Raw genomic sequence first — 12,966 nt, 5'->3', positions numbered from 1 at the left:
ATGTGATTGGTTTTACCCGACTTTTTTAATAAGCCCGATTAATTCCGGAGACACGACTTCTTTAACAGCAGCAACTCGAAGGGCATCAGGGTCGGTTTGCAGGATTTCTGCCAACACAATATTCACATCATCTTTTGCAGGGGGAAGTTTGTTGTTTTGCATTTTGCTCAGAATCGCACGGTCCATTTTAATCCCGTGTTTTGCAAGTCTTCTGCAAATCTGACCAAGCGATAGATCCGCTTCTTGAATTGCTTGTTTCAGCAAATCAGCATAATTCATTTTTTCACCTCACTCTCGTTGTTGAATAAACATTAACACCAAGTATGGGTAGTAAATGATTATTCACTAGTTGATGCCTTCATCATAATTCTTTTGGTAATCCAAGTCAATAAACATTTATTCACTATTTATAATTTTCTATTGAATAATTTATCAACAGTATGGTAATATTAGTAATAGGAAATCTACTAAGGCGGTGTCATTTGTGACGTATTCGGATTTGGTAAATGAGTACATTGAGAAAAGTGGATTGAGCTTAGGGGAAATAGCTAAGAGAATGACTGACAGAGGAATAAAAATAGATCGCTCTTATATCTCTATGTTGAAAAATAACAAGACAAAGAACCCAGCTTCGGAAGAAGTGAATAGAGCCTTTGCAGAAGTAACCGGGGGAGATCCTGAAAAACTGGTATTTACTTCTTTTATAGATCGCGCACCAGAAACGATTAAAGCTGTATTGGAAAATATAAATGATATTGATACATACATAAGCACTCTTTTAAAGAAAGTCGGAATGGACAATACACTTTTTCAAGAACAAATTAAGGAATTGTGTGGTAAAGAAATATCCAATATTACAATTGATGATCTTATCGACGTAATGAGTTTTGAAGAAAAATTAGAGGTCCTTAAGGTTTTTATAGAAGATTCTTTCTCTCAGAATAAAACTCTAGAAAAATATATTTCTGACTTAGATCAAAAAAGATTTCATGAAAAATCTAATGTACTTCCCTTTAATTCTGAAAGTTTATTGCAGATACCATTAGTCGGTAGAATCGCTGCCGGAGTTCCAATTGAACGAATTGAAAATATTGAAGGTTACACTCTTGTGGATCCTGCAATCTTAAGAGGAAAAGAAGGATTTGCCTTAACAGTTCAAGGAGACAGTATGATAGGTGATCGAATTCATGATGGGGATATGGTTATTATTGCGAAGCAGAAAGAGGTCAATCCGCACGATATTGCTGTTGTAGTTATTGATCACGAAACAGTTACATTGAAACGTGTTCGGAAAGAGGGTTCTATGTGCCTTCTCATACCTTCCAACCCAACTATGCAGCCAAGTCTAATCCCAGCTGAGCAAGTTGAAATAATCGGAAAGGTTGTAGAGGTAAAATTCTGGCCAAAGTGAGGTGATAACCATGAAAGCGGCTATATATATTCGTGTTTCAACTGATATGCAAGCCGAAGAAGGGTTCTCCGTTGAAGGACAACGGCAAAAGTTAGCAAGTTACGCTCAATCTCAGGACTGGATCATCTTTGATGAGTACATTGATGATGGATATTCAGCTAAAGACTTGGAGCGTCCTGAAATGCAACGACTTCTAAAAAACATGGAAGAGAAAAAATTCGATGTGGTCCTGGTCTATAAATTAGATCGCCTTACTCGATCAGTAGGCGACCTCCATAAGTTATTAAAGACCTTCGATAAGTACGGTGTTAAGTTCAGATCTTCAACGGAAATATTTGAAACAACCACGGCAATGGGAAGATTTTTCATCACGCTTGTAGGTGCAATGGCTGAATGGGAACGTGGAACGATTTCTGAGCGTGTGCGATTCGGAGTCGAACAAATGGTTAGAGAAGGAAAACGTCCGGGCGGCATTATACCGTACGGCTATACCCAAGATGAAGAACTTGTACAAGAAGAAGCAGAGATAATACGAGAAGCGCGGCGTTTATACCATACCGGACTTGGTTATATGTCTGTGGCGTTTCAACTTAATTCAAGAGGATTGCTCCGTAGAGGGCGTGAGTGGACCGCTGCTACAGTCGAATATACTTTAGAAAACCCTTATTATGCCGGTATTATCAGATTGGGTTCTAAAACCTCCGATGGAACCTATGTGAATTCAAAACGAGATGAAAGAGTTAATTGCATATATGGTAAAGGATCGCACAAACCAATATTTACAACTGAAGAATATGAAGAAACTAAGGATCTCATGAAGCGAAGGGCAACCGGGGGATACAGCAAAAATAAAATATATTGGTTTTCGGGAGTATTGCGATGTGGGCGTTGTGGAGCGGCCATGTTTGGTAGATTGACCACTAAACGATCGAAGAAATCTGGAGAAGTCGTAAGAACCCAATATTATATTTGTTCAAACAAACATGCGAATAAATCCTGTAGCATGCCAACATTTAGGCAAGTTCATATTGAACATTTAGTAAACGAGTATATTAAGAACATCATTAAAGCTGATTCTAGTATGATTGAATCAGAAATGAAGTCTTTAACAACAAAGCAAATCGATGTAGAAGATTCGGTGCAATTAGCCAAAAAGGAATTAGCGAAGGTCCTGAAACGTAAGGAAAACTGGCAATTCATGTTTGTAGAAGGGTTAATATCGAAAGAAGACATTCGTAAAAGAATCAAGAACGAGGAAGAAATTGAACAAGAACTAAGACGGAAAATTGCTGAAAGTAAAAACAATATTTCCGGATTACCTAGGCTAAAAACATTAATGAGTTACGAAGAATCTTGGCAAATTGCGAACGATGAAGAGAGGAAAGAAATTGTCTTCACTACATTTGAAAAGATAACAGTCAATACTAATTTAACAAACGTAAAAGGTGTGAAGAACAAGTTCTTTGATGCCTATATTGATGAGATAAAGTTTAACTAAATTTCAATACCATTTTATATTATATAGACTCCCGTCATGGCCAGTATTCATCGCCTGAAGCATATCCAAAGCCTCCCTTCCCCGTACCTCGCCGACGATGATCCGATTGGGCCGCATCCGTAGTGAAGAACGGATCAAATCTCTGACCGTAATTTCTCCCTTGCCTTCCGTATTGGCATTCCTCGTCTCCAGGGACACCAGATTGGGAACAGTCACGATCTGCAGCTCCGCCGAATCCTCAATCGTGATAACCCGCTCATCACCCGGGATATACTGGGACAATGCATTCAGAAAAGTCGTTTTCCCGGATCCGGTTCCCCCGCTGATAAAGATGTTGTACCTACTCCTTACTAATGTCTGCAGCCAGTTCGCCGTCTCCGTATCCAGAGATCCCTTCTCAACCAGATCCTCCATGGTCATCGGACGCTCCGGGAACTTCCGGATCGTCATGGTTGGTCCTTTAAGCGCTATAGGCGGAAGAACGATGTTTACCCGGGATCCATTCCTCAGCCTTGCATCGACGATGGGCGAGGATTCGTTTACGACCCGATTGACTCCTGACACTATGGTCTGAATAATATCCTCAAGCCTTTCCCTGGACTCGAAATGAACCGGCAGGCGCCGCACTTGCCCATCCTGTTCCACGAATATTTCCTCATGTCCGTTGATCATGATCTCGGTTACGGTAAGGTCATCGACAAGCGGCTGAAGGACATCCAAACCGCGGAATGAATCATACAACCGCCTTACCCACCTGCGTTTATCCGCTGCCGTCAGACCCGCGAGGCGCTGTTCTTCAAGCACCTGGCGCTCGATATAATCCATCAGTTGATCGTCCTGCATGGAAGAAGTCACATCCAAACCGGAGCGGATTTCCCTGCGGAGCAAGGCGAATATATCTTCCTTCATCTTGCCGCACTCCCTATCTCATCCACTCCCGCCATACCCGGATTCAACAATCGGCACAGCTTCATGACATCGCGCTGGTAGATCGGCGAATGCATCAAGGCGCCGTTTTCCCCATTTCCTTGGCTCCAAGCCGGAATAAACGATAATGTTACCGCCACGGCCATTTCTTTTCTTGCCGGAGAAAGCGCATATTCCCCGGTAACCCGATTAGCCGCAAACAGCGATTTGCCGATCACGGAGTTGTATAAGGAAGGATGGGAACGCTCGAGATGGGCCAGCCATACTTCCGTCTTTCTCATGACGCTCCAGTCTTCCGTCACAAGCCAGACCAGCTTGTCCGATCGCTCGAGAACCATTTCGGTCCGCCCGTTCGGAAACGAATCGGTATCGACGATCACCGAGTCATAGAGCCCGCTCCCCGCGATATAGTCGATCAATTCGGACGTATCCTTCCGCTCCATCTCCAACAGTTCATTCAAGTTGTCCAATGGACCGAAGGTATCCCCCTGGAGCAACGGATGTCTGTAGACATAGGCGGAGACCGGAAATTTCAAAGGTTCCCGCCTGTCCTCCGCAGCTTTCAGGTCGTACAGCAGCCGGGCCAATCCCGCGCGATGCCCGTCGCCCCGGGTTTCATGCCCTTCGCGCATAAATCCGCTCTGGATCGTCTCCAGATTCAAATAAAAGACTTTGGCTCCCTCGGCCGCCAACTGTCTGGCCATGTTCAGCGCCACCGTCGTCTTGCCGCAGCCTCCTACGGTAGACGTAACCCCGATAATCCTGGCCCTGCCGTCCATCGGAGCGATTCCTTCGCTACCCCCACGCACAATCTCAAGAAGGGAAGATAGCAATAAATGCAGCGGTTGATACTTGGCCAACTGCTTGCCTGTAAAAGTCTCTTGCTCCCCGTCGCTCAGGCGAATAAATGTGATTCTCCCATGATTTCCTTCCCCTGCGGCTTCAAGAAAAGACGATTCGCCAAGTACGGCATCCACTATTTCCGAAGACTCCGCCAAAAACTTCAAGAACGCCTCCTTCCGGCTAAATGCCGTCATGATCAGTCGCCGGGCAAACTCGCTGCATCGTACGTAATGAAGAAACGGCTCGATATATTGCTCATCTTGAACGGCAAGCACGACTCTGACTGGTAACACGGTCCACCACCTCTTCTTGGGAACGCAAAAAAGCACCGCCCAATAACCGATCTCTCGGTCAATTGGACGGTGCTTCCGTTCCGTATTCCTAAAATTTACAATTAGAATAACATAGAAGAGCTGTTCGGACAAGTCCTATTTCTCCAAGAAACGCTTCCTGATGTCCGGCGTCGGCATCATGCAGGCGTCATCCTTACCGAACCAGCGGTAGCGGTTCGCTGCTATCCAGCCGTACACAGCATCGCGGAGCGGGCGGGGAATTACAATAAAGAGATACATCAGCGGCCAAGGGAAGCGCAGCCGTCTGGCGATTCGCAGCGCAGCCGTGGAGCGGGTATAATGAACTCCGTCCTCCACAAGGACGATCGTGTTCAAAAAACCGCCTTCCGGAGTCTTTCCTTCGAGCAGGCGATCGGCCGCAGGGGATTGAAGAGAAGCAAAGTGAAATATGCCGCGCGGATCGCGTTTGATAATAAACTTCACAGCCCCCTGACAAAGGTGACAGACCCCATCAAATAAAATCACTGTATCGACCTCACGATTATTTTGTCCCAGTATCCTCGCCTCCCGAGAAACTATAGAAAAAAGCACGGAGCCAACAGCCCCGCGCCTACTATCCAGAACCTTGCGCCGTTACTCGGCCAAAGCCTTGTCAATCCATTGTCCGTCTTCGACTTGACGTCCGATATCTCCCGCAAAACTATCCATGCATTTGCATATGAAATCTTTGCGGCAGACCGGACAAGGCGTTTTCTGCAAACGGCTGATATTGGTTAGCCGCCATTCAGGAAAACGATGGTAAAACACACGGCATTCGGTGCCGTCGGCCAGCTTGACGATAAATTCGTACAATCCCTCTTTGTCGTTGCTCCCGGCCTTGGTCACGTTATCAACACTCGGTCTGTAAGACATGGTCATCACCCGCATTATCAAATTAGAATCCTGTTTTAGTACTTAGACATATTAATTAATTTTGGGCGGCGTGTCAACTTGGAAGGGGATGACAAAGACTCTCGATTGCAACAAGATGCATACCCTCCGGTCAAAAAAGAGACTTCCTTTACATTATACCCAAAGGAAGTCATTTTATTGAGAAGAAGTTCCGGCCTATTCAACAAGATTTAGTTTCACTTCGATATTCCCGCGGGTCGCTTTGGAATAAGGGCAAAAATCATGAGCCTTATGCAGCAGATCTTGGGCTTGGGAACGTTCCACACCCGGCAGCTTGACGTCGATTTCCACGGCAAGTTTAAAACCGCCGTCGCTTTCGTCTTTTCCGATGCCGACATGATGGGTTACTTCCGCGTTCTCCGCATTCACTCCAGCCTTTTCCGCTACATTGGCCAACGCGCTTGCAAAGCACGCTCCGTATCCGGCAGCAAAGAGCTGCTCCGGATTACTTCCGCTGCCTCCCTGTCCTCCCATGGATTCGGGCATACTAAGGTCAAGTTTCAAGACGCCATCCGAGGATTCAAGCGAACCTGTGCGTCCGCCTTTTACTGTCACAGTAGCCGTATATAAAGTCTTCATGGCAATACCTCCTTAAAGCCAATATAAAATGGGGGGGTCACAGTCCATTTAAAGCAATACGGCCGATTTGAAACGGACAAACCCCAAAAAGTTTCCCTAGACAAAAACTCTTGGAGGTGTACAATATAAAAAGATCTTTTCAATAGATAGGGTGAGATACCATGAATGAGACTCAAGATAAAGCAGAGGCCGGTATCCCCGGGTGGAGAATGAACGGCGATCAGCCTTCTCTGCCGGAAGCCCATCGCTCCATGCGCATTCCGGCGACTGGCTCTTGGTTCAGGAAATTTCTGGCCTTTGCCGGACCCGGCTATATGGTTGCCGTCGGTTATATGGATCCAGGGAACTGGGCGACCGACATCGAAGGCGGTTCACGCTTCGGCTACACGCTTTTATCCGTTATTTTGTTATCCAATCTTATGGCAGTCCTGCTCCAGTCCCTCTCCGGCAAGCTCGGCATTGTAACCGGCAAGGATTTGGCGCAGGCCTGCCGTGACAATTATTCCAAACCTGTCGTCATCACACTCTGGCTGCTCTGCGAATTGGCGATCGCCGCGACGGACCTGGCTGAAGTCATCGGGGCCGCAATTGCGCTTAATCTGCTTTTCGGATTGCCGATCATTTACGGGGTGATGATCACCGCCGTGGACGTTTTGCTTATACTATTGCTTCAGAACAAAGGATTTCGAACGCTGGAAATTTTCGTCGTCGTCCTTATCGCTACGATCGGGATTTGCTTCGGCATCGATCTGTTTCTCTCCAAACCGGATATGGGGCAGGTCGCCCTCGGTTATATTCCTAACGCGGACATCATCCGCCGGCCGGAAATGCTCTATATCGCGATCGGTATATTGGGAGCGACAGTCATGCCGCACAATCTGTATTTGCACTCCTCCATCGTGCAAACCAGACAGTATGACCGGACTCCGGCCGGCAAACGGCAGGCGATCAAGTTCGCGACCTGGGATTCGAGCATCGCGCTAACATTCGCTTTGTTTATTAACTCGGCGATCTTGATCGTTTCCGCCGCGACATTCCATTCTGCGGGAATGACCCAGGTCGCCGATATCAGCGAAGCCTATCACCTGCTTACTCCGATTGTAGGCACCACTCTGGCAAGCGTCATGTTTGCGGTCGCGCTGCTTGCATCCGGGCAGAACTCTACGTTGACCGGGACGCTCGCCGGGCAGATCGTCATGGAAGGCTTCGTGAACATCCGCCTGACTCCTTGGCTGCGACGCTTGATTACGCGCCTGATCGCTATCATTCCGGCCGTTATCGTTACCGCCATTTACGGGGAAAGAGGGACTCAGGATCTGCTTATTTTTAGCCAAGTCATTCTGTCCTTGCAGCTTCCGTTCGCCGTTATCCCGCTGGTCAGGTTCACTTCGAGTAAAACGAAGATGGGCGAATTCGCCAACAAGCTTTGGCTGAACCTTCTGGCCTGGCTTATCGCCGGAATTATCGTCGTGCTGAACGTATACCTGCTGGTTCAAACGGTTCTGTTCTGATAAGACCCCCCGCCAGTTCCTTGTAAACAAGGCGCTGCGGGGGTTTTGATTCTATCCAAAGCTACTCCTTGATCTCTTTAAAGGAGGCATCATAAAGACGGAACATGGTTTTATAACCGGATTCGTCTATTTTGATCCCGACATCGAGCCGGCCCGTTATTTCGAGAGGCTCGGATTTATATCTCAATTTGACATCCTCCGGCACAAACACAATCATAATTTTGTTCCAGTAAGTTTCGTCCCCGTTATCAAAAGGACACTCCGCTCCAGGTTCGGGAATAAGCAGGAACCAGTTATTTTCAAAAGACAACACTTCTCCCATAAACCCCTTGATCGTTACGGTTGATCCGCTAAGGTCCCAGAATGCTTCGGATGGAGTCGTTTGATCGTCACCGTCAAAAAATTGGGACCATCCGATCGGCTGAGCCCCCTTTTTATCCTTAACACCTGATGTGGCTTTATTCCCTTGGGATGTATCGGGCTTAGTAGAAGCAACGTTTGCTGTCGCTTTACCGGAGACCGCGTTGCTATCTTTCCCCGTTCCCGCCTTTACCTTGGTTTGCGTTTCCGTCGATTTCAGCTCCTTTGACGCCGTTTGCTCCTTCGCCGAAACCGCTCCGCCCGTGGAGTTCGTCCGTCCATCCGGCTTGTTCTCCACCTGGCTTTCCAAATCCTTCGGCTGTTCTGAAGCGGACTTTGGCAATGGAGCTAGAGCTGCCTTCTTCTCCTCAGCGGTTGGATCTTCTTCCTTCACTTTATCTCCGGCTTTTTCTGTTTCCTGTACTTGGCTCGGTACTCCTGTTGAAGCCGATTCAGCTTCTGCTAACCCCGTCTTCGCAGGAACTTCTTCGCTCGAACCGGACTTTGACGGCAAAGAACCGGCGGCCTCTCCAAAAGAACCAGCAGACGGAGTAAGCGCCTTGTTTTGACCGCAGCCCTGCATAAGCATCGCAAAAACGATGATAGAAGGCAGCAGCCCCCATACCCATGTTTTTTTCACCTCATCTACCTCCTTAAGCTTTGAACAAGGCGAGCGGATCCAGCCGATACATCCGGACAGCGGGCAGCAATGCAGCTGCGATTCCGATCGCGAGAGTGCCTGCTGCGATTAAAGCGTGATTACCTGAAACAAGGAACGGTGAAATTTGAATTCCGGCGTATTGAAACAGAGCGTCCCGCAAAAAGTAACCACCGACATGACCCGCCGCAATCCCAAGGACGAGCCCGGCCCCTGTCAGCACCAGACCTTCGCCCAACATGGCCATCACGATATAACCACGCGTTTTCCCCAAAAGACGCAGCAGCCCCGCATCCTTCGTCCGCTCTCCTGCAGCGGCGATCAAGGAAAGCAGGATCGACACCGCAGCCAGCAAAATACATAGCGCCGTCACGATTCCAAGCAGTTCGGAGCCTTTATCCACGAGATTAACCACATCGGCAACCGCTTTGCTTGTATAATTAACTTGAACCCGGCCTTCTCCTTCAAGCAAGGACCGTAAATCCTGCCCGGCCTGCAGCGTTCCTGGCTTCACAAGGATAGCCGTTATATCGCGGTCTTCTGCGGCTTCCCCATGAACAGCCCATGCATAGTCCACCGTCGTAAAAATAGCCCGGTCATCCGGGGTATTCAGCCGCGGCAAAATTCCCTTGACCGTATAGACAAAACCCTCATGTTCATCATGCTCTCCGTGATTCTCCTCTTCTTCGAGATGAACCTCTTCCACCAGGCCATGCGCCCCTGAAAACGTATCTCCGACCTGCACATGAAGCATTTTCGCCGCATAAGCACCGATCACGACTTCTCCGGTCTGCCCATATAAATGCCCTTCTGTCATCGGCTGATCGCCGTACCTGGTCATAAAATATTGCGGATCGATACCGACAATCGGATATTCGTTATAATGGTCCCCTGTCGTCAAAGCGTACGCCTTTTCGACGGAGTTGTTCTTACGCACCTTCTCCAGTGTTTCACCAGGTATATTCCCGGTTGGTGCACCAACATGATAAAACGTGTTCAACACAAGCTGACTTTCGCTGCCCGCCGCCCCGATCACCAAATCGAACGGACCATAGCCTTTCTCCGCTCCTTGCTCTACACCCGCTTTTGACAAGGTAAGCAAAATGATAAAGGCGACGGTTGCGGAGACGGACACAATCGTCAGCAGCGATAAATATTTACGGTGCAGCAAATTTTTAAATAAATAACGGAGGAGACTCATATCGCAAGCCCCCCTTGCTTACGAACCCGGCGATGAATTTCGTTAATTTCATGAATGTGCCTGCATGTCGGGAAACGCTCCGCCATTCTTAAATCATGGGTAACGACAAGCAGGGTATGACGGTCGCTCCCGCATAGCTCCAGCAGGAGCTCCGCGATTTCGTCCGCGGTCTCCCAGTCCAGACTGCCTGTCGGTTCATCGGCAAGGACCAGCGTGGGTCCTGAGATCAGCGCCCGGATAATGGCCACACGCTGCTGTTGTCCTCTGGAGAGCTGGGAGGGCTTATGATCCCTCCGCTCCAGCATCCCAACCCGTTCAAACCAGTGGTTGATGAGTTCAAGGCGTTCACCCCGCCCGGTATTCCGGTTCCGGGCTAAAGCGATCTCCACGTTTTCTCTCGCCGTAAGAGAGGGTATAAGATGAAAATCCTGAAGAATGTAACCAATATGCTCTCCCCGAAAACGGTCTCGGAGTGCCTCGCTCATGCCGGATAGCTTGTTCTCTCCGATCAGGATATCCCCTTCATCCGGCCGCATAATGCCGCTAATCAAGTGAAGCAGCGTGCTTTTGCCGGAGCCGCTCGGTCCGGTAATCGCGATTTTTTCGCCTTGTCCGACATGCCATTCCGGAATGTCCAGAATCGGAATCTCTTTTCCCGCCACATGAAACTGTTTCCTCAAACCGCGGATCTGAAGCATGACTCTTCCCCCTAACCATCATGAAAAGGAAAACAGGAGAAGCGGCTTCTCCTGTTTTCTTCTGCCTTGTTTTGTCCTGACCTGTTCCGTTAATTTAATTGGATCCGTTCCGACAAAGCATCCCATTTCAGCGTTTTGCCGGTAAGCTGATTGAATGCCGACAGCGGCAGGTATAAGGTTCCGTTGTCCATGTCTACGGTAAAGGAAGCGGACTTGCCGCCCGTTTTGGCCGTTCCCGCGCCAAGATCGACGGTTATGGTTGCGCCTTTTCCGGTTAATGTCACGTTATTTCCGGTTGCCTGGTAAGTTCCTCCAAGCGATTCGGTTAAAGCTTTAGCCGGATAGAGCACCTCTTTGTCACGGTTAATTTTGAACTTCGGATACAAATGCTTGGATTGCAAATTGGAGGTGGCTTTGGATAAGTCAACACCAAGCACTTCCGCCCCGGCAATCGCGATTTGCGTATTGTCGACCTGCCCTTTCAGCTTATCGGCAATCGGTCCGTAAGCCCAAACGCCTACATCCACCGCCGAATGGCCGTGACCGGACCAGCCGATCAGCAAACGCTTGGAGATGACGGCGTTATATCCGCCTTCCCGCTTATAGGAAGAACCGTCTCCATCCAAAATCTGCTGTGCTTCCTCATTGGTCAAATCGTTAATCCAAGTGTTTTCGGACACGATTTTCTTGATATCGGCTACCGTTTTGGCTCCATCCAATGCGCCGATCAAGGACTCCGACGAATGCTTCTGCTTATCCCACAGATCGATATTCACCTCGTAAATATTATCTCTGGACAGCGACAGTCCGCCTGTCTCATGGTCCGCGGTTACTACGACGGAAGTATTTCCGTTCTTTTTCGCAAAATCTATCGCAACTTTAAAAGCGGCATCGAAGTCCAGGGCTTCCTGCACCATGGTCGGAAGATCGTTGGCATGTCCGGCATGGTCGATCCGGCCGCCTTCAATCATGATCGCAAAGCCGTCTGAATCTGCAGACAGGATTTCCAGCGCTTTGGATGTCATATCCGCAAGGCTTGGCGTTTCCGACGATCTATCCGGTACGTAAGCAACATGCGAGCCACCGAACAGCCCAAGCACCTTGGCGTCTTTCGCGGTCAGCGACTTCAGACTTTGTGCATTCTCTACTATTTTGTAGCCCTTGGCCTCAAAATCAGGGAGCAGGTTTTTATCAGTCCGTTTGCCCTTCTCCTCTTTGGTCACGAAGAAAGATTTGCCTCCGCCGAACAATACATCCACTCCGCTGTCCAGATATTGGGAAGCAATCGCACTTTCGTTGTCGCGGCTCCGGACATGCGAAGCATATACGGCCGGTGTAGCGTGAGTAATCCGTGCAGTCGTCACGAGGCCTGTAGATTTTCCGTTAATTTCGGCCGCTTCAATAATGGAAGCGAAAGGCTTGGAAACATCCTCATTGGAGACGCTGATGCCCGCATTATAGGTTTTATGTCCGGTTGCAAAAGCGGTTCCGGCCGAAGCCGAATCCGTAACGATTCCGGAGACGATCGTACCGCCGTCTTCACCGCGGTCGGCGTATGTAGTAGCCTGCCCGACGTAATAGGGGTCGAGGTTCAATTTATCAATTCCTTTGACATACTGCTGATAATAACGTGCTGCCGATACTTGCGCCGGCCCCATGCCGTCCCCGATCAATACGATCAGATTTTTCGACTTCCCGCCTGCCGCATCATTCCCGTTTTCTTTAGCGACGGCCGCCGGTCCGGCTGCGATGACGGATAATGCTAACCCGGAAGCTGCAAGCCCTCTCCAGAATTTATTCATTTTGTCCCCTCCCATTTATTGACACTATGTAGATTTTAAAGGGCCAGTATTAGGGGAATGTCAGAGAAATGTTCCGGATACGTAAAAAAAAGAAAGTCCCCGGACTATAAACTGGTACCCTTGTCAAGGACACTTAAAAAAGAGAAGGCTTAGGCAACAGACAATAGATGATTCCTGTACTGAACAGGGGTCATCTTTTTTAATCCCCATTGATACCTGTGATGGTTGTAATAT

The 12,966-nt window shown here is 48.4% G+C and carries 13 protein-coding genes and 1 pseudogene; 3 read left to right on the top strand and 11 right to left on the bottom strand.

Translation table 11 applies throughout. From position 1 onward, the window contains the following. Positions 1 to 12: 12 nt before the first annotated feature. Positions 13 to 279, bottom strand: coding sequence for an XRE family transcriptional regulator (locus KJS57_RS24575; RefSeq protein ID WP_179014399.1), 267 nt, complete (start codon positions 277 to 279; stop codon positions 13 to 15). A 205-nt stretch (positions 280 to 484) separates the two neighbouring features. Between KJS57_RS24575 and KJS57_RS24570 the strand changes: the two genes are divergently transcribed. Both KJS57_RS24570 and KJS57_RS24565 read left to right on the top strand, forming a co-directional pair. Further along, positions 485 to 1,411 carry a S24 family peptidase gene (locus KJS57_RS24570; protein ID WP_213656654.1) on the top strand — a complete coding sequence of 309 codons (927 nt, stop codon included), beginning with the start codon at positions 485 to 487 and terminating at the stop codon, positions 1,409 to 1,411. A 10-nt stretch (positions 1,412 to 1,421) separates the two neighbouring features. Next, positions 1,422 to 2,909 carry a recombinase family protein gene (locus KJS57_RS24565; protein ID WP_213656653.1) on the top strand — a complete coding sequence of 496 codons (1,488 nt, stop codon included), beginning with the start codon at positions 1,422 to 1,424 and terminating at the stop codon, positions 2,907 to 2,909. 24 nt (positions 2,910 to 2,933) lie between these two features. Here the strand turns inward: KJS57_RS24565 and KJS57_RS24560 are convergent. The 5 genes and pseudogenes from KJS57_RS24560 to KJS57_RS24540 form a co-directional block, all read right to left on the bottom strand. After that, a pseudogene (locus tag KJS57_RS24560) lies at positions 2,934 to 3,818 on the bottom strand (TadA family conjugal transfer-associated ATPase); the annotation flags it as partial. Further along, entirely contained in the window at positions 3,815 to 4,972 is a 1,158-nt protein-coding gene (locus KJS57_RS24555; RefSeq protein WP_211021727.1) for a nucleotide-binding protein, read from the bottom strand. The gene KJS57_RS24555 and the pseudogene KJS57_RS24560, both read right to left, overlap by 4 nt. Before the next feature lie 135 nt (positions 4,973 to 5,107). Continuing rightward, entirely contained in the window at positions 5,108 to 5,530 is a 423-nt protein-coding gene (locus tag KJS57_RS24550) for a thiol-disulfide oxidoreductase DCC family protein (protein ID WP_211022171.1), read from the bottom strand. Positions 5,531 to 5,605: 75 nt separating this feature from the next. After that, positions 5,606 to 5,884, bottom strand: a complete 279-nt coding sequence (locus tag KJS57_RS24545; RefSeq protein ID WP_211021726.1) for a hypothetical protein — start codon at positions 5,882 to 5,884, stop codon at positions 5,606 to 5,608. Positions 5,885 to 6,079: 195 nt separating this feature from the next. Beyond that, the gene (locus KJS57_RS24540; RefSeq protein ID WP_213656651.1) at positions 6,080 to 6,502 is read right to left on the bottom strand and encodes an organic hydroperoxide resistance protein; all 423 of its coding nucleotides are present in this window, start codon (positions 6,500 to 6,502) and stop codon (positions 6,080 to 6,082) included. A 161-nt stretch (positions 6,503 to 6,663) separates the two neighbouring features. Between KJS57_RS24540 and KJS57_RS24535 the strand changes: the two genes are divergently transcribed. Continuing rightward, on the top strand, positions 6,664 to 8,013 hold the full coding sequence (locus tag KJS57_RS24535; protein ID WP_213656650.1) for an Nramp family divalent metal transporter: 1,350 nt from the start codon (positions 6,664 to 6,666) through the stop codon (positions 8,011 to 8,013). 61 nt (positions 8,014 to 8,074) lie between these two features. On the opposite strand, the gene KJS57_RS24530 is transcribed toward KJS57_RS24535, so the two are convergent. From KJS57_RS24530 to KJS57_RS24510, 5 genes are all read right to left on the bottom strand, one after another. After that, positions 8,075 to 9,013 carry a hypothetical protein gene (locus KJS57_RS24530; protein WP_244861699.1) on the bottom strand — a complete coding sequence of 313 codons (939 nt, stop codon included), beginning with the start codon at positions 9,011 to 9,013 and terminating at the stop codon, positions 8,075 to 8,077. Between the two features lie 13 nt (positions 9,014 to 9,026). Then, positions 9,027 to 10,232: an ABC transporter permease gene (locus KJS57_RS24525; protein ID WP_213656649.1), complete on the bottom strand. Its 1,206-nt coding sequence runs from the start codon at positions 10,230 to 10,232 to the stop codon at positions 9,027 to 9,029. Then, entirely contained in the window at positions 10,229 to 10,930 is a 702-nt protein-coding gene (locus KJS57_RS24520; protein WP_213656648.1) for an ABC transporter ATP-binding protein, read from the bottom strand. Before KJS57_RS24520 ends, KJS57_RS24525 begins: the two co-directional genes overlap by 4 nt. An 89-nt stretch (positions 10,931 to 11,019) precedes the next feature. After that, positions 11,020 to 12,732 carry an alkaline phosphatase gene (locus KJS57_RS24515; protein ID WP_213656647.1) on the bottom strand — a complete coding sequence of 571 codons (1,713 nt, stop codon included), beginning with the start codon at positions 12,730 to 12,732 and terminating at the stop codon, positions 11,020 to 11,022. A gap of 149 nt (positions 12,733 to 12,881) precedes the next feature. After that, positions 12,882 to 12,966: IS3 family transposase (locus KJS57_RS24510; protein WP_211020181.1), on the bottom strand; the 85-nt coding region annotated here is incomplete at its 5' end.

The sequence above is a fragment of the Paenibacillus vini genome (genome assembly GCF_018403325.1).
In the GTDB taxonomy this organism is placed as follows: Bacteria; Bacillota; Bacilli; order Paenibacillales; family Paenibacillaceae; genus Fontibacillus; species Fontibacillus vini.
The sequence above is the reverse complement of the archived record's forward strand: the minus strand, read 5'-3'. Positions and strand labels throughout refer to the sequence as shown.